17 protein-coding genes are annotated in these 16,702 nt (G+C 69.0%); 13 read left to right on the forward strand and 4 right to left on the reverse strand.

The window, feature by feature from the left end; genetic code table 11:
- Position 1 precedes the first annotated feature (1 nt).
- From glyA to ACIP63_RS12650, 12 genes are all read left to right on the forward strand, one after another.
- The gene (gene glyA / locus ACIP63_RS12595) at positions 2-1,282 is read left to right on the forward strand and encodes a serine hydroxymethyltransferase (protein ID WP_401514248.1); all 1,281 of its coding nucleotides are present in this window, start codon (positions 2-4) and stop codon (positions 1,280-1,282) included.
- Between the two features lie 94 nt (positions 1,283-1,376).
- Entirely contained in the window at positions 1,377-2,744 is a 1,368-nt protein-coding gene (locus tag ACIP63_RS12600) for an MraY family glycosyltransferase (protein WP_401514251.1), read from the forward strand.
- A gap of 262 nt (positions 2,745-3,006) precedes the next feature.
- Positions 3,007-3,444, forward strand: a complete 438-nt coding sequence (locus ACIP63_RS12605) for a hypothetical protein (protein ID WP_356711608.1) — start codon at positions 3,007-3,009, stop codon at positions 3,442-3,444.
- Between the two features lie 222 nt (positions 3,445-3,666).
- Positions 3,667-4,482 carry a F0F1 ATP synthase subunit A gene (gene atpB / locus ACIP63_RS12610; protein WP_104789126.1) on the forward strand — a complete coding sequence of 272 codons (816 nt, stop codon included), beginning with the start codon at positions 3,667-3,669 and terminating at the stop codon, positions 4,480-4,482.
- A 74-nt stretch (positions 4,483-4,556) separates the two neighbouring features.
- Entirely contained in the window at positions 4,557-4,802 is a 246-nt protein-coding gene (atpE, locus tag ACIP63_RS12615; RefSeq protein WP_014048348.1) for an ATP synthase F0 subunit C, read from the forward strand.
- A 42-nt stretch (positions 4,803-4,844) separates the two neighbouring features.
- Positions 4,845-5,390, forward strand: a complete 546-nt coding sequence (locus tag ACIP63_RS12620) for a F0F1 ATP synthase subunit B (RefSeq protein ID WP_401514254.1) — start codon at positions 4,845-4,847, stop codon at positions 5,388-5,390.
- Positions 5,387-6,202, forward strand: a complete 816-nt coding sequence (locus ACIP63_RS12625) for a F0F1 ATP synthase subunit delta (protein ID WP_401514257.1) — start codon at positions 5,387-5,389, stop codon at positions 6,200-6,202. The genes ACIP63_RS12620 and ACIP63_RS12625 overlap by 4 nt, the downstream gene beginning before the upstream one ends.
- 147 nt (positions 6,203-6,349) lie before the next feature.
- Entirely contained in the window at positions 6,350-7,921 is a 1,572-nt protein-coding gene (gene atpA, locus ACIP63_RS12630; RefSeq protein ID WP_073745255.1) for a F0F1 ATP synthase subunit alpha, read from the forward strand.
- A 3-nt stretch (positions 7,922-7,924) separates the two neighbouring features.
- The gene (locus tag ACIP63_RS12635; RefSeq protein ID WP_033298379.1) at positions 7,925-8,842 is read left to right on the forward strand and encodes a F0F1 ATP synthase subunit gamma; all 918 of its coding nucleotides are present in this window, start codon (positions 7,925-7,927) and stop codon (positions 8,840-8,842) included.
- The gene (gene atpD / locus ACIP63_RS12640) at positions 8,842-10,284 is read left to right on the forward strand and encodes a F0F1 ATP synthase subunit beta (RefSeq protein WP_401514260.1); all 1,443 of its coding nucleotides are present in this window, start codon (positions 8,842-8,844) and stop codon (positions 10,282-10,284) included. Before ACIP63_RS12635 ends, atpD begins: the two co-directional genes overlap by 1 nt.
- A 109-nt stretch (positions 10,285-10,393) precedes the next feature.
- A complete protein-coding gene (locus ACIP63_RS12645; protein ID WP_104789137.1) occupies positions 10,394-10,768 on the forward strand; it encodes a F0F1 ATP synthase subunit epsilon in 375 nt (124 codons plus the stop codon).
- 142 nt (positions 10,769-10,910) lie between these two features.
- On the forward strand, positions 10,911-11,357 hold the full coding sequence (locus ACIP63_RS12650) for a DUF2550 domain-containing protein (RefSeq protein WP_014154045.1): 447 nt from the start codon (positions 10,911-10,913) through the stop codon (positions 11,355-11,357).
- Between the two features lie 153 nt (positions 11,358-11,510).
- Here ACIP63_RS12650 and ACIP63_RS12655 read toward each other — a convergent pair whose 3' ends face one another.
- The 3 genes from ACIP63_RS12655 to ACIP63_RS12665 form a co-directional block, all read right to left on the reverse strand.
- Positions 11,511-13,388 (reverse strand): glycosyl hydrolase family 18 protein, encoded by a 1,878-nt coding sequence (locus tag ACIP63_RS12655; RefSeq protein WP_401514264.1) that lies wholly within the window; start codon positions 13,386-13,388, stop codon positions 11,511-11,513.
- A 161-nt stretch (positions 13,389-13,549) separates the two neighbouring features.
- Positions 13,550-14,200, reverse strand: a complete 651-nt coding sequence (locus ACIP63_RS12660; RefSeq protein WP_401514266.1) for a response regulator — start codon at positions 14,198-14,200, stop codon at positions 13,550-13,552.
- Positions 14,197-15,393, reverse strand: coding sequence for a sensor histidine kinase (locus ACIP63_RS12665; protein ID WP_401514269.1), 1,197 nt, complete (start codon positions 15,391-15,393; stop codon positions 14,197-14,199). The genes ACIP63_RS12660 and ACIP63_RS12665 overlap by 4 nt, the downstream gene beginning before the upstream one ends.
- A 150-nt stretch (positions 15,394-15,543) precedes the next feature.
- Between ACIP63_RS12665 and ACIP63_RS12670 the strand changes: the two genes are divergently transcribed.
- Positions 15,544-16,101 (forward strand): hypothetical protein, encoded by a 558-nt coding sequence (locus ACIP63_RS12670; RefSeq protein WP_401514272.1) that lies wholly within the window; start codon positions 15,544-15,546, stop codon positions 16,099-16,101.
- Here ACIP63_RS12670 and ACIP63_RS12675 read toward each other — a convergent pair whose 3' ends face one another.
- Positions 16,102-16,674: a cob(I)yrinic acid a,c-diamide adenosyltransferase gene (locus ACIP63_RS12675; protein WP_401514275.1), complete on the reverse strand. Its 573-nt coding sequence runs from the start codon at positions 16,672-16,674 to the stop codon at positions 16,102-16,104.
- Positions 16,675-16,702: the final 28 nt, after the last annotated feature.

The raw sequence follows: 16,702 nt of genomic DNA on the forward strand, positions 1-16,702 counted from the left end.
GATGCCGGTCACCACTCCAGCCGCCCGCGCGGCCGCGCCCTCGCCGGACACCGCCATGCCGCAGGACTTCGGCGCCCTGCTCCGCGAGGACCCGGAGATCGGCTCCATCCTGCTGGCCGAGGCGGGGCGGCAGTCGAGCACCCTCCAGCTCATCGCCGCCGAGAACTTCACCTCACCCGCGGCCCTCGCCGCCCTCGGCTCCCCGCTCGCCAACAAGTACGCCGAGGGCTACCCCGGCGCCCGTCACCACGGCGGCTGCGAGCAGGCCGACGCCGCGGAGCGCGTCGCCGTCCGGCGGGCGACGGAGCTGTTCGGCGCCGAGCACGCCAACGTCCAGCCGCACTCCGGATCGTCGGCCGTCCTCGCCGCCTACGCCGCGCTGCTGCGTCCCGGTGACACGGTGCTGGCCATGGGGCTCCCGTACGGCGGACATCTCACCCACGGCGCTCCGGGCAACTTCTCCGGACGCTGGTTCGAGTTCGCCGGTTACGGCGTCGACCCCGACAGCGGACTCATCGACTACACGCAGGTGCGCGCCCTGGCCCGTGCCCGGCGCCCCAAGGCGATCGTCTGCGGGTCGATCTCGTACCCCCGGCACCCCGACTACGAGCAGTTCCGGGACATCGCCGACGAGGTGGGCGCCTATCTGATCGCGGACGCCGCCCACCCGATGGGACTGATCGCCGGGGGAGCGGCGCCCAGCCCGGTGCCGTACGCGGACGTGGTGTGCGCGACGACGCACAAGGTGCTGCGCGGCCCGCGCGGCGGCATGATCCTCTGCGGCGTCGAGCTCTCGGAGCGGATCGACCGCGCGGTGTTCCCGTTCACCCAGGGCGGCGCCCAGATGCACACGGTCGCGGCGAAGGCCGTCGCGTTCGGGGAGGCGGCCACACCGGCGTACGCGGTGTACGCCCACCGGGTCGTCGCCCACGCCCGTGTCCTGGCGGCCGCCCTGGAGTCCGAGGGCTTCGAGGTCACCACCGGCGGTACGGACACCCACATCGTCGTCGCCGACCCCGGCCCGCTGGGCGTCGACGGCCGCACCGCCCGCGAGCGGCTCATGGCCGCCGGGATGGTCCTGGACACCTGTGCCCTTCCGTACGGGGACGCGCGAGGGATCCGGCTGGGCACCGCGGCCGTCACCACCCAGGGCATGGACGAGGACGACATGGCACGGATCGCCGAGCTGTTCGGGGCGGCCGTGCGCGAGGAGGGCGGCCCGGGCCCGCTGCGGGCCGAGGTCCGCGAACTTGCCGAGCGCAATCCGCCGTATCCGGGGTAGGCGGTGTGAACCTCGTATGTGCAACCGACAACCCGTGGCTCGGCGTCCTTGCTCAGGAGACTAGGGTGTGGGGCTGAGATGGCCGGCGAATTCTGTGGGGCAGCCCGTGCGTGATTACCTGCTGACGCTCTGTGTCACGGCAGCGGTGACCTATCTGCTGACCGGGCCGGTGCGGAAGTTCGCCATCGCGATCGGGGCGATGCCCGCGATCCGGGCGCGTGACGTACACCGGGAACCGACACCTCGGCTCGGTGGCATCGCCATGTTCGGCGGACTGTGCGCGGGGCTGATCGTCGCGGACCACCTGTTCAACCTGAACGGCGTCTTCGAACTCTCCAACGAACCCAGGGCGCTGCTCTCCGGCGCCGCCCTGATCTGGCTGATCGGCGTCCTGGACGACAAGTTCGAGCTCGACGCCCTCATCAAGCTCGGCGGACAGATGATCGCCGCCGCGGTCATGGTCATCCAGGGTCTGACGATCCTGTGGCTGCCCATCCCCGGCGTCGGCACCGTCGCGCTCACCCAGTGGCAGGGCACGCTGCTCACGGTCGCCCTGGTCGTGATCACCATCAACGCGGTCAACTTCGTCGACGGCCTGGACGGCCTCGCGGCCGGCATGGTCTGCATCGCTTCGGCGGCGTTCTTCCTCTACACCTACCGCCTCTGGTACGGGTACGGGATCGAGGCGGCCGCCCCCGCGACGCTCTTCGCCGCGATCCTCATGGGCATGTGCCTCGGCTTCCTGCCGCACAACATGCACCCCGCCCGGATCTTCATGGGCGACTCCGGATCGATGCTGATCGGGCTCGTGCTCGCCTCCGGCGCGATCTCCGTCACCGGCCAGGTCGACCCCGACGCGATGAAGCTCTTCGAGGGCAGCGAGCGGCAGGCGACCCACGCGATGCTGCCGGTCTTCATCCCGCTGCTGCTGCCGCTCACGATCATCGCGATCCCGGCGGCCGACCTGATCCTCGCGATCGTGCGCCGGACCTGGAACGGCCAGTCGCCGTTCGCGGCCGACCGGGGCCACCTGCACCACCGGCTGCTGGAGATCGGCCACTCGCACAGCCGGTCCGTGCTGATCATGTACTTCTGGTCGGCGCTGATCGCCTTCGGCGCCGTCGGCTACTCCGTGCACTCCACGTCGCTCTGGATCGTCCTGGTCATCGTGGGGCTCAGCGCCGTCGGCCTGATCCTGCTGCTCATGCCGCGCTTCACCCCGCGCGCACCCCACTGGGCCGAGTCCTTCGTGCCGCCGCGCTACCGGCGCCGCCGGCACGACGGCGAGGGGGAGGCCGACGGCTCCTCGTCCGGTCAACACGGGGCGGAGGGTTCGCAGATGGCCTCCCCGGATCCGGAACGGGCCTCCGTGTCCGTGGGAGTCTCCGGCGTCAACGGAGCGACCGCGATCGGCCCCCGTTCGCGCTTCACGGATCGGGACCGTGCCGACTCGCCGCGTTGACTCCCCGGTGCAGAAGTCTCCATACCAGACAATGCGCCGTGATGTTCTGCACACACGCGCGGGTTAACCCTCATGTGTGACAGCTGGCACACTTTCTGAGTAAAGACCTCATCAAATAGTTTGTGATACCGTTCACGAAGCCCGGTGAGGAGGCCGAAGGACCCGAGTAGCACGGTCCTTCGACCCGAAGCATCGACTCGGACCGGGCCTACGCTCGTCCCTGACGACCACTGACCACCCCCTGCAACGCGGAGTAACCGCCATGCCGTCCAACGACGCCCGGACTCTCCTCCACACCGCCGTGCCCACTGCTGCCGCCGGTGTTGTCGCCGTCGCCGTCAGCGCTGCGCTCGCCGGCGGCAAGGGAGCGATCGGCGCTGCGGTCGGGACGCTGGTGGTGATCCTCTTCATGGGGATCGGACTCGGCGTCCTGCAGCGCACGGCGAAGTCCATGCCGCACCTGTTCCAGGCCATGGGGCTGGTGCTCTACACGGTCGAACTGCTGCTGCTCTTCGTCTTCGTCGCCGCTTTCCAGAACACGACGCTGTTCAACCCGAGGGCTTTCGCGGCCTCGTTGATGGCCGCGACGCTCGTGTGGGTCGCGGCGCAGATCCGTGTGCACATGAAGACCAAGATCCTTTACGTCGAGCCGGACTCGTCCGCGGGCAAGACGCCCGAGAACATGGGGTCTTCGACGTGAGGGGTAGGGCCGGGATAAGCGCGCGTTCGAGACCCTGCTATCGTCCGGTGCCAACTGCGGCACTGCGGGCGCGGGCATCAAAAACGGCGCCTGCTTCATCGCGAGGCGTAATGCCTGAGCCGCCCCCCATCCGTAACACCAGTCCAGTGCCGACCAGCGGCTGCTTGCCGCGCCGACACAACGAGGTTGCCGTACCTATGCGCCACGCTGAAGGAGCCCGCGGTGAGTGCTGACCCGACGACGGTGCTCGCCTTCGAGACCGACTGCCACATCTTCGACGGATGCGGCTTCCCGGCTCCTGGCCTGCACTCCTTTGTTTTCGAGCCGATGTTCACCGTTGGCGGCATCGAGATCAACAAGCCGATGCTGCTGGCGGTCCTGAGCACCGTTGTCGTCGTCGGCTTCTTCTGGGCGGCTTTCAACAAGCCGAAACTGGTGCCCGGAAAGCTCCAGATGGTCGCCGAGGCGGGTTACGACTTCATCCGCACCGGTGTGGTGTACGAGACGCTCGGCAAGCGCGAGGGCAAGAAGTACGTACCCCTCATGGTCTCGCTGTTCTTCTTCATCTGGATCATGAACCTCTGGGCGATCATTCCCCTCGCCCAGTTCCCGGTGGTCTCGGTCATCGGGTTCCCGGTGGCGCTGGCCGCGATCGTCTACATCCTCTGGGTCAGCCTGACCTTCAAGCGGCACGGCTTCGTCGGCGGCTGGAAGAACATCTCCGGCTACGACCCGTCGATCGGCCCGGCTCTTCCCTTCGTCATGCTCATCGAGATCATGTCGAACCTGCTGATCCGGCCCTTCACTCACGCGGTGCGACTGTTCGCGAACATGTTCGCCGGCCACGTGCTGCTGCTGATCTTCACCATCGCCAGCTGGTACCTGCTGAACGGCATCGGCATCGCGTACGCCGGTGTGTCGTTCGTGATGACCATCCTGATGACCGCCTTCGAGCTGTTCATCCAGGCGCTGCAGGCCTACGTGTTCGTCCTTCTGGCCTGCAACTACATTCAGGGTGCTCTCGCCAAGGAGCACTGAGCAGTCCAGCACCACCCCCGATAGTCGTCCGGTGGCCAACCCCCACCGGTTCTGAAAGAGAAGGAAGAAACGGCATGTCCGCTCTTGAGACCCTCGCCGCCGTCAACATCACGGGCAACCTCGGTTCCATCGGCTACGGCCTCGCCGCGATCGGCCCCGGCGTCGGCGTCGGCATCATCTTCGGTAACGGCACCCAGGCGCTGGCCCGCCAGCCCGAAGCTGCCGGCCTGATCCGTTCGAACCAGATCCTCGGCTTCGTCCTCTGTGAGGCGCTCGCCCTGATCGGTCTCGTCATGCCCTTCGTCTACCCGGTCGACTAAGTCGCGGCATTCCGACTGCCCGATGCGACGAAAGGCATTGATGTGAACGCCCTACAGCTGGCGTCCGAGGAAGAGATCCAGAACCCGCTGCTCCCGGCGCTTCCTGAGATCATCATCGGCCTGATCGCCTTCGCCATCGTCTTCGGCTTCCTCGCCAAGAAGCTCCTCCCGAACATCGAGAAGGTTCTGGAAGAGCGCCGCGAGGCGATCGAAGGCGGGATCGAGAAGGCCGACGCGGCCCAGACCGAGGCCCAGAGCGTTCTTGAGCAGTACAAGGCTCAGCTCGCCGAGGCACGCCACGAGGCCGCCCGTCTGCGCCAGGAGGCGCAGGAGCAGGGTGCCGTCATCATCCAGGAGATGAGGGCGGAGGGTCAGCGGCAGCGCGAGGAGATCATCGCGGCCGGCCACACCCAGATCGAGGCCGACCGCAAGGCCGCGGCGTCCGCGCTGCGTCAGGACGTGGGCACCCTCGCCACCGCCCTGGCCGGCAAGCTCGTCGGCGAGTCCCTCGAGGACCACGCCCGGCAGAGCGGCACCGTCGACCGTTTCCTCGACGAGCTCGAGGCGAAGGCCGAGGCCGTCCGATGAACGGAGCGAGCCGCGAGGCGCTGGCCTCCGCACGCGAGCGTCTCGACGCGCTGACCGACTCCACGTCGGTCGACGCGGCGAAGCTCGCCGAGGAGCTGGCAGCCGTCACCGCGCTGCTCCACCGCGAGGTATCGCTGCGCCGGGTCCTCACCGACCCGTCGCAGGGCGGCGAGGCCAAGGCCGAGCTGGCCGGACGACTGCTGCGCGGTCAGGTGGGCGGCGAAGCCGTGGACCTGGTCTCCGGCATGGTCCGCTCCCGCTGGTCGCAGTCGCGTGACCTGGTGGACTCGGTCGAGGAACTGGCGAACACCGCGGACCTCACCGCGGCCCAGCGCGCCGGTGCGCTCGACGACGTCGAGGACGAGCTCTTCCGGTTCGGCCGGATCGTCGGCTCCGACGTCGCGCTGCGCTCCGCCCTGACCGACCGGAAGGCCACGGTCTCCGCCAAGAGCCGGCTGCTCAGCAGTCTGCTCGGCGGCAAGGCCCAGCCCGTCACCGAGCGCGTGATCACGCGCCTCGTGACGCAGCCCCGAGGACGTAGCCTGGAAGCGGGACTCGAGTCCCTGTCCAGGCTCGCCGCGGAGCGCCGGGACCGCATGGTCGCCGTCGTCACCTCGGCGGTGCCGCTGTCCGATCGCCAGAAGCAGCGCCTCGGCGCCGCCCTGGCGAAGATCTACGGCCGGCAGATGCACCTGAACCTGGACGTGGACCCCGAGGTCCTCGGCGGGATCTCGGTGCGCGTCGGTGACGAGGTCATCAACGGCACGATCGCGGAGCGCCTCGAAGAGGTCACCCGCAGGATGGCCGGCTGACAGCGCGCAGCGCCCACACCGCACCAACTGAACGAGCAAGAATTGCGGCCCGGTTGGGCCGTGCAGAAATTGCGGAAGATTCCTGGGGGTCGCCCCCAGACCCCTTTGAGAAACTTCGGGCCCAACAAGGAGAGCAGGGAACCCCAGATGGCGGAGCTTACGATCCGGCCGGAGGAGATCCGGGACGCACTGGATAACTTTGTCCAGTCGTACCAGCCGGACGCGGCCTCGCGCGAGGAGGTCGGGACGGTCAGCGTTGCCGGCGACGGCATCGCGAAGGTGGAGGGCCTGCCCTCCGCCATGGCGAACGAGCTGCTGAAGTTCGAGGACGGCACCCTCGGTCTCGCCCTCAACCTCGAGGAGCGCGAGATCGGTGCGATCGTCCTCGGCGAGTTCAGCGGAATCGAGGAGGGCCAGCCGGTGCAGCGCACCGGTGAGGTGCTCTCGGTCGGCGTCGGCGAGGGTTACCTCGGCCGCGTCGTCGACCCGCTCGGCAACCCGATCGACGGTCTCGGCGAGATCGCGACCGAAGGCCGTCGCGCCCTCGAGCTGCAGGCCCCTGGCGTCATGGTCCGCAAGTCGGTGCACGAGCCGATGCAGACCGGCTACAAGGCCGTCGACGCCATGGTGCCGATCGGCCGCGGCCAGCGTCAGCTGATCATCGGCGACCGTCAGACGGGTAAGACCGCTCTGGCCGTCGACACGATCATCAACCAGCGCGACAACTGGCGCTCGGGCGACGTGAACAAGCAGGTGCGCTGCATCTACGTCGCCATCGGTCAGAAGGGCTCCACCATCGCCTCCGTGCGCGGTGCCCTCGAAGAGGCCGGCGCGCTGGAGTACACGACCATCGTCGCCGCCCCGGCGTCCGACCCGGCCGGCTTCAAGTACCTGGCGCCGTACACCGGCTCGGCCATCGGCCAGCACTGGATGTACGACGGCAAGCACGTCCTCATCATCTTCGACGACCTCTCGAAGCAGGCCGACGCCTACCGCGCCGTGTCGCTTCTGCTGCGCCGTCCGCCGGGCCGTGAGGCCTACCCGGGCGACGTCTTCTACCTGCACTCGCGTCTGCTGGAGCGCTGCGCCAAGCTCTCCGACGACATGGGCGCCGGTTCGATGACGGGCCTCCCGATCGTCGAGACCAAGGCGAACGACGTGTCGGCGTTCATCCCGACCAACGTCATCTCCATCACCGACGGCCAGTGCTTCCTGGAGTCCGACCTGTTCAACGCGGGTCAGCGTCCGGCGCTCAACGTCGGTATCTCGGTCTCCCGAGTCGGTGGCTCCGCCCAGCACAAGGCCATGAAGCAGGTCTCCGGCCGTCTCCGTGTGGACCTCGCCCAGTTCCGTGAGCTGGAGGCGTTCGCCGCCTTCGGTTCCGACCTGGACGCGGCCTCCAAGGCGTCGCTGGAGCGCGGTAAGCGCATGGTCGAGCTGCTGAAGCAGCCGCAGTACGCCCCGTTCCCGATGGAGGAGCAGGTCGTCTCCGTCTGGGCCGGCACCACGGGCAAGATGGACGACGTCCCGGTCGAGGACATCCGCCGCTTCGAGAGCGAGCTCCTGGAGTTCCTGCGCCGCGAGCGCAAGGACCTCCTGACCAGCATCGCCGAGGGCGGCAAGATGTCCGACGACACGCTGCAGTCGATCGCCGACGCGATCGCCGCCTTCAAGCAGCAGTTCGAGACCTCGGACGGCAAGCTCCTGGGCGAGGGCTGATCGATGGGCGCTCAGCTTCGCGTTTACAAGCGCCGCATCCAAGCCGTCACCGCGACCAAGAAGATCACCAAGGCGATGGAGATGATCGCCGCCTCGCGCATCGTCAAGGCGCAGCGCAAGGTGGCGGCGTCGATGCCGTACGCGACCGAGCTCACCCGTGCGGTGACCGCGGTGGCGACCGGCTCGAACACCAACCATCCGCTCACCACCGAGGCCGAGGCTCCGGCCCGGGCGGCGGTCCTGCTCCTCACGAGCGACCGCGGTCTGGCCGGCGGCTACTCCTCCAACGCCATCAAGGCGGCGGAGCGGCTGCGGGAGCGGCTGGCGGCCGAGGGCAAGGAGGTCGACACGTACATCGTCGGCCGCAAGGGTGTCGCGTACTACGGCTTCCGTGAGCGCAAGGTCTCGGAGTCGTGGACCGGCTTCACCGACAGCCCCGAGTACTCGGATGCCAAGAAGATCGCCGAGCCCCTCATCGAGTCCATCCAGAAGGACACGGCCGAGGGCGGCGTCGACGAGCTGCACATCGTCTTCACGGAATTCGTGTCGATGATGACGCAGAACGCGGTCGACGGCCGGATGCTGCCGCTCTCGCTCGACCAGGTCGCGGAGGAGAACACCGGTAAGGGCGAGATCCTCCCGCTGTTCGACTTCGAGCCGTCGGCGGAGGACGTCCTCGACGCCCTTCTGCCGCGCTACGTCGAGAGCCGTATCTACAACGCACTGCTGCAGGCCGCCGCTTCCGAGCACGCCGCCCGCCGCCGTGCGATGAAGTCGGCGACCGACAACGCCGGGGATCTGATCAAGAGCCTTTCCCGGCTTGCCAACGCGGCCCGCCAGGCCGAAATCACCCAGGAAATCAGCGAGATCGTCGGCGGTGCAGGTGCGCTGGCCGACGCGTCCGCGGGGAGTGACAAGTAATGACGACGACAGTTGAGACGGCCGCTGCCACGGGCCGCGTCGCCCGGGTCATCGGCCCGGTCGTCGACGTGGAGTTCCCCGTCGACGCGATGCCGGAGATCTACAACGCCCTGCACATCGACGTCGACGACCCGGCCGAGGCCGGCGCTCGTAAGACGCTGACCCTGGAAGTCGCCCAGCACCTGGGTGACGGCATGGTCCGCGCGATCTCGATGCAGCCCACCGACGGTGTGGTCCGCCAGGCCCCGGTGACCAACACGGGCGAGGGCATCACCGTCCCCGTCGGTGACATCACCAAGGGCAAGGTGTTCAACACCCTCGGTCAGATCCTGAACGAGCCGGAGGCCGAGGCGCAGATCACCGAGCGCTGGCCGATCCACCGCAAGGCCCCGGCCTTCGACCAGCTCGAGTCCAAGACCGAGATGTTCGAGACCGGCCTGAAGGTCGTCGACCTGCTGACCCCGTACGTCAAGGGCGGCAAGATCGGTCTGTTCGGTGGTGCGGGCGTCGGCAAGACGGTCCTCATCCAGGAAATGATCATGCGTGTGGCGAAGCTGCACGACGGTGTGTCGGTGTTCGCCGGTGTCGGCGAGCGCACCCGTGAGGGCAACGACCTCATCGACGAGATGACCGACTCGGGCGTCCTGGAGAAGACCGCGCTGGTCTTCGGCCAGATGGACGAGCCGCCGGGCACCCGTCTGCGGGTCGCGCTGTCCGCCCTGACCATGGCGGAGTACTTCCGCGATGTGCAGAAGCAGGACGTGCTGCTCTTCATCGACAACATCTTCCGCTTCACGCAGGCCGGCTCCGAGGTCTCCACGCTGCTCGGCCGCATGCCGTCCGCGGTGGGTTACCAGCCGACCCTGGCCGACGAGATGGGTGTGCTCCAGGAGCGCATCACCTCGACGCGTGGTCACTCGATCACCTCGATGCAGGCGATCTACGTCCCCGCGGACGACCTGACCGACCCGGCCCCGGCCACCACGTTCGCCCACCTCGACGCGACGACGGTTCTCTCCCGTCCGATCTCCGAGAAGGGCATCTACCCGGCCGTGGACCCGCTGGACTCCACGTCCCGCATCCTGGACCCGCGCTACATCGCGCAGGACCACTACGACACGGCCAGCCGCGTCAAGGGGATCCTGCAGAAGTACAAGGACCTCCAGGACATCATCGCGATCCTCGGTATCGACGAGCTGGGCGAGGAGGACAAGCTCGTTGTCCACCGTGCCCGTCGCGTCGAGCGCTTCCTGTCGCAGAACACCCACGCCGCCAAGCAGTTCACCGGCCTGGACGGTTCGGACGTCCCGCTCGACGAGTCGATCGCCGCGTTCAACGCGATCTGTGACGGGGAGTACGACCACTTCCCCGAGCAGGCGTTCTTCATGTGCGGTGGCATCGAGGACCTCAAGGCCAACGCCAAGGAGCTCGGCGTCTCCTGAGCCTCCGGCTCACCGAGGGGGGTGGGTGTGTCCCGCCCCCCTCACCACGCCCCGTAGAATTGAACCGACACCCGGCACGACCGCCGGGTGGTGACCCGAGGAGCCACCCTTGGCTGCTGAGCTGCATGTCGAGCTGGTCGCCGCGGACCGCAGTGTCTGGTCCGGCGAGGCCACCCTCGTTGTCGCACGTACCACGTCCGGCGACATCGGCGTCATGCCCGGTCACCAGCCGCTCCTGGGTGTGCTGGAATCGGGCCCCGTGACGATCCGTACGAGCGACGGCGCGACTGTTGTCGCCGCTGTGCACGGCGGTTTCATCTCGTTCGCGGACAACAAGCTCTCGCTGCTGGCGGAGATCGCCGAGCTTGCTGACGAGATCGACGTCCAGCGCGCCGAGCGTGCGCTGGAGCGCGCGAAGTCGGAGACGGACGCCGGTGCCGAGCGCCGCGCGGACGTGCGACTGCGTGCGGTGGCGGCGCACTGAGCGTCCCGACGAGGAGTTTTTGACTCAGCCGCGGCCCGAGCTGGAGAGATCCAGACCGTGTCGCGGCTGAGGCGATGCAGGTGCAGTCCGGTTCTGCCGGTTTCGGTATCCGTTACTCGACGATGCGAGGAGGTCGGTGGAGATGGTCCTCGCTCTGTGGGTTGGCGGTCTGGTCGTCGTACTGGTCGCGGTGGGTCTGTTCGTCTTCGGCCTCCGCAGGCGGCTGATCCAGCGCTCCGGCGGAACCTTCGACTGCAGCCTGCGCTGGGACGTGTCCGAGGAGCCGGATCCGTCCGGCAAGGGCTGGGTGTACGGGGTCGCCCGCTACAGCGGTGACCGTGTCGACTGGTTCCGGGTCTTCTCCTACTCGCCCCGTCCGCGCCGCGGCCTCGAGCGCTCCGCCATCGAGGTGGTCGCGCGCCGGCTGCCCGAGGGCGAGGAGGAGCTGGCGCTCCTGTCCGACTCCGTCGTGCTCGGCTGTCTCCACCGGGGGACGCGCCTGGAGCTGGCGATGAGCGAGGACGCCCTGACCGGCTTCCTCGCGTGGCTGGAGGCGGCGCCGCCCGGCCAGCGAGTCAATGTGGCTTAGATGAGGGTGCTCGCTGGTTGGGGGTCCCCCCGGGCGGGGTCTGGGGGAGGGTGAATGTCGCCCGAGTGAGCTCGTGGGCATGCGAAAACCGGGGAGACAGGGGGCGGACCTGTCTCCCCGGCGCTTTTTCGGGGTGCGACTGCCTCGTAGGGGTTAGTTGAGGCCGCTGTCCATCGCGCTCACGAGCTCGCCGTTCGCGGTGTCACCGCTGAACTCCCAGAAGAACGCCCCGCCCAGCCCCTGGCTGTTCGCCCAGGCCATCTTGGACGTGATCGTCGCCGGGGTGTCGTAGCTCCACCAGTTGGTGCCGCAGTGGGCGTACGCCGTGCCGGCGATCGTGCCGGTGGCCGGGCAGCTGTTCTTCAGGACCTTGTAGTCCTCGATGCCGGCCTCGTACGTCCCCGGGGCCGCCCCGGTCGCCGTTCCGCCGGGTGCCGCCTGGGTGACGCCGGTCCATCCGCGTCCGTAGAAGCCGATGCCCAGCAGAAGCTTCTTCGCCGGGACGCCCTTGGCCTTCAGCTTGGCGATGGCGGCGGCGGAGTTGAAGCCCTCCTGCGGGATGCCGCTGTACGAGGTCAGCGGGGAGTGCGGGGCGGTCGGGCCCTTGGCCTCCCAGGCGCCGAAGAAGTCGTACGTCATGACGTTGTACCAGTCGAAGTACGCCGCGGCGCCCGCGTAGTCGGCGGCGTCGATCTTGCCGCCCGCCGAGCCGTCCGCGGTGATCGCGGCGGTGACCAGGTTGTTCGTGCCGAACTTCGTGCGCAGCGCCGAGGAGAGGTTCTTCAGCGCGGCGGGCCCGCTGGTGTCACAGGTGAGACCGCAGGCGTTGGGGTACTCCCAGTCGATGTCGATGCCGTCGAAGACATCGGCCCAGCGGGGGTCCTCGACCAGGTCGTAGCACGACTGGGCGAAGGCGGCGGGGTTCTGCGCCGCGGCACCGAAGCCGCCGGACCAGGTCCAGCCGCCGAAGGACCAGATGACCTTGATGTGCGGGTACTTCGCCTTGAGCTTGCGCAGCTGGTTGAAGTTGCCGCGCAGCGGCTGGTCCCAGGTGTCGGCGACGCCGTCGACCGACTGGTCGGCGGTGTAGGCCTTGTCGTAGTCGGCGTAGGCGTCACCGATGGTGCACTTGCCGCCCTGGACGTTGCCGAACGCGTAGTTGATGTGCGTGATCTTCTCGGCGGAGCCGGAGGTCACGAGGTTCTTGACGTGGTAGTTGCGCCCGTAGACGCCCCACTCGGTGAAGTAGCCGAGGTTGACCTTGTCGCCCGGTCCGGGGCCCGGGTCCGTGGTGCCGGTGGTGCGGACGGCGACCGAGGCGCTGACCGGGCCGGTCTGGTCGGCGGTGTCACGGGCCTGCACCGTGTACGAGTAGTCGGTGCCCTTGGTGAGACCGGTGTCGGTGTACGTCGTCGTGGTCACCGTGGCGACCTTGGCGCCGTCGCGCAGGACGTCGTAGTTCTTGACGCCCTTGTCGTCGGTGGCGGCGCCCCAGGTGAGCTTCGCCGAGGTGTCGGTGATGTTGCTCGCTGTGGGGGTGCCGGGCTTGGACGGGGCGCTGTCGCCGGGGACGCTGCCGCCGTCACAGGAGGCGCCGTTCAGCTTGCAGCCGGTGGGGGAGCCGGTGCCGGTCCCGTTGAAGCCGAAGCTGATGCTGGCGCCCGGGGCGACCGTGCCGTTCCAGCCGAGGTTCTTGGCGGTCCAGTGGGTTCCGGAGCTCGTGACGGAGGCGTCCCAGGCGGAGCCGACCGCGGTGCCGGAGGGGAAGTCCCACTCGATGGTCCAGGAGGAGAGGGCGGTCGTGCCGGTGTTCTTGACCGTCCACTGGCCCTCGAAGCCGGTGCCCCAGTCGGACTTCTTGACGTACGTGGCGGTCGCGGAGGTGGCGGCCTCGGCGGGAGAGGCCAGGCCGACCATCGCGGCGAGGGGAAGCAGGAGCGCGGTGAAGGCCGCGACCGTCCTCGTCCTGGTGGTGGAGGGGGTGCGTCTCCATCTGAGACGGGTGAGGCGTACGGGGTTGTCAGTGCTCAACGGTGCTCCTCGGGTGAGGTCCGGCAATCGGGATGGTCCGTCAAACCCTGCGTCGCCCTGAGCCCGCTTTGTCATGGCGTACTCACCGCAGTGTGTCCGGTGAGATTAGGAAGGTCTGGACCAATCGTCAAGAGGTCCAGACCAAAGTTCCGCCCCAGAGGTCAGAGACCCAACTCCTGCGCCAGTACCGCCGCTTGCACCCTGCTCCGCAGCTCCAGCTTCCCCAGCAACCTGCTGACGTGCGTCTTCACCGTCGCCTCAGCCATCTGGAGCTGCCCCGCGATCTCCGCGTTCGACAGCCCCTCCCCGAGACAGCCCAGCACCTCCCGCTCCCGGCGCGTCAGCGGGGCGAGCATCTCGCGGCCCGGCCCGTCCGGCCTGCGTGAGGCGGTGGCCCCGGCGAACTCCGCGATCAGCCGCCGGGTGACCGCCGGGGCGATCAGGCCCTCCCCGCGCGCCACCGTCCGCACCGCGTCGAGCAGGTCCTTCGCGTCGGTGTTCTTCAGCAGGAAGCCCGAGGCGCCGGCGCGCAGCGCACCGAAGACGTACTCGTCCAGGTCGAAGGTGGTCAGCACCAGCACGTCCGCCAGCCGCTCACCCACGACCTGCCGCGTCGCGGACACCCCGTCGAGCCGGGGCATCTGCAGATCCATCAGCACCAGATCCGGGCGGAGCTCGCGGGCCAGGCGCACGGCCTCCTCCCCGTCGGCCGCCTCGCCCGCCACCTCGATGTCCGGAGCGCTGCCCAGGATGAGCACCAGCCCCGCGCGCACCGCCGACTGGTCCTCCGCGACCAGCACCCGGATCGTCATGTGCGGTACGTCCTCTCCTCGACGGGCAGTTCGGCCCGCACCAGCCAGACCTTCGTGCCGTCGCCCCGGGGTTCCGGCCCCGCCTCGATACTCCCGCCCAGCAGCGCCACGCGTTCCCGCATCCCCACCAGACCGGCCCCCGAACCGGGTGCGCGCGGTCCCGGCCGGTCGCCCAGCACGCTGCTCACCTCGACGGTCAGCACCTCGCGCGAACGCCCCAGCCGGACCGCCACCGGACCGGGCGCCGCATGCTTCAACGCGTTCGTCAGCGACTCCTGCACGATGCGGTACGCGGCCAGCTCCACCGGTGCGGGCAGCGGCCCGGCCTCGTCGCGGGCGTCGTCCAGGGTGACGGTGAGCCCGCTGGACGCGGAGTTCGCGCCCGCCTGCCCCACGAGGACGTCCAGGGAGGCGAGGGTCGGAGCCGCGCTCGGCGGCCCGGCCGCGCCGCTCTCCCTCAGCAGTCCGATCAGGCGCCGCATCTCGGCCAGCCCGTCGACACTGTTCTGCCGGATCACCCCGAGGGCCTCGCGGGAGGTGCCCGGATCGTCGATGGAGAGCGCGGCGGTGGAGTGGATGGCGATCGCGGAGAGATGGTTGGCGACCATGTCGTGCAGCTCGCGGGCCATCCGGGAACGTTCGGCGGTCACCGCCTGGGCCCGGTCCATCTCTGCCAGCAGCGCGGTCTGGTCGGCGCGCAGCCGGGCCGCCTCGGCGGCGTCCCGGTGGTTGCGCACGGCGGCGCCGGTGAGGGCGGGGCCGAAGAGGACCATGCCGACGACGATCCCGATGAGTACGGCGTCCGCCGAGGGGGCCCAGGCGATGAAGCCGACCGTCGTGGCGACCGTGACGAGCAGCGTGATCACCGGAATACGGCGTGAGGCGGCGGGCGTGGAGTACAGCACCGCCGCGTACACGAGGTCCGTGAACAGCAGCAGGGTCGCGAGGCTCCCCACCGTGAACTGGTCGGCCACCAGGGCGAGTGTGCCGACCGCCAGAGCGGTGAGCGGGGCGCTGCGCCGGAGCAGTTCGAGGGCCGACATCACCACGAGCGGCAGCAGGGACACCCAGGGGGCGTCGAAGAGCCGGCCGTTCTGGATGTGGATGCCGATCAGCCACAGGATCACACCGCCGAAGAGCCCGGTGACCGCGAGCAGGACGTCGTCGCGATGCGGGCGCGCAAGGGAGAACACTCCCTCATCCAACACGGCGCGGGCCCGCATCACGTCCGTACCCGGGGTGAGGCGTGGGTACATCGAAGGATGCAGTCACGTTTCCTCACTGCTGACGACGATCCGGCGCCGTACGGAAGGGAGCCTGGAGGGGACGGAAGGGGAAGTGCCGTGATCGTCACGCTGATCGTGCTCTGCGAGGTCGGGTTCTGGGTGCTGCTGGCCGCCGGACTCGCACTGCGGTACGTCGCGAGGAAGCCGCGGCTGGGCGCCGCCGTCCTGCTGTGCGAGCCCCTGCTGGAGGTCGTCCTGCTGGTGGTGACGGCCGTCGACCTGAGGAACGGCGCCGAGCCGGACTGGAAGCACGGCCTGGCGGCCGTCTACATCGGCTTCACAGTGGGACTCGGCCACTCCACCGTCAAGTGGGTCGACGCCAGGGTCGCCCACCGCTTCGCGGGCGGCCCGCCGCCGGTGAGGCCCCCGAAGTACGGGATGGCGCGGGCCGCCCACGAGTGGCGCACCGCCGCCCGCTGGATCCTGGCCTCGGTGACCGCCATGGCCCTGCTCCAGGCGGCGATCTGGTACGTCGGCGGGGGCGGCGACACCGGCTCGCTGCAGATGTGGCAGCAGAAGATGCTCTGGGTGATCGGGATCAACCTGATCATCGCCGTGGGCTACACCGTCGCCCCGAAGCAGGAGCCGAAGGACCGGGTCGGGGCGGGCCGCTGATCAGCGCTCGCCGCCCGGCACCCACAGCACGTCGCCGACCTCCTTGTTCGCCGTCCTGGCGAGGATGAACAGGAGGTCGGAGAGACGGTTGAGGTAGGTCGCCGTCAGCGCGTTCATCACCTCGCCGTGCACCTCCAGCGCCGCCCAGGTGGACCGCTCCGCCCGCCGGACGACCGTGCAGGCCTGGTGCAGCAGCGCCGCCCCCGGGGTCCCGCCCGGGAGGATGAAGCTGCGGAGCTTCTCCAGCTCCTCCAGGAAGGTGTCGCAGTCCGCCTCCAGCTTGTCGATGTAGGACTGTTCCACCCGCAGCGGCGGGTACTCCGGGTTCTCCACCACCGGTGTGGACAGGTCCGCGCCCACGTCGAACAGGTCGTTCTGCACGCGGACGAGGACCTTCACGACGTCCTCGGTGAGGTTCCCGAGCGCGACGGCCGTACCGATGACGGCGTTGGCCTCGTTGGCGTCGGCATAGGCCGAGATCCGCAGATCGGTCTTGGCGGTCCGGCTCATGTCGCCGAGGGCGGTGGTGCCCTTGTCGCCGGTACGGGTGTAGATGCGCGTCAGATTGACCATGGGGCCAGCGTAGGGTCTTTCGTTCGGG

The organism is Streptomyces sp. NPDC088746, assembly GCF_044751065.1.
Taxonomy (GTDB): Bacteria; Actinomycetota; Actinomycetes; order Streptomycetales; family Streptomycetaceae; genus Streptomyces.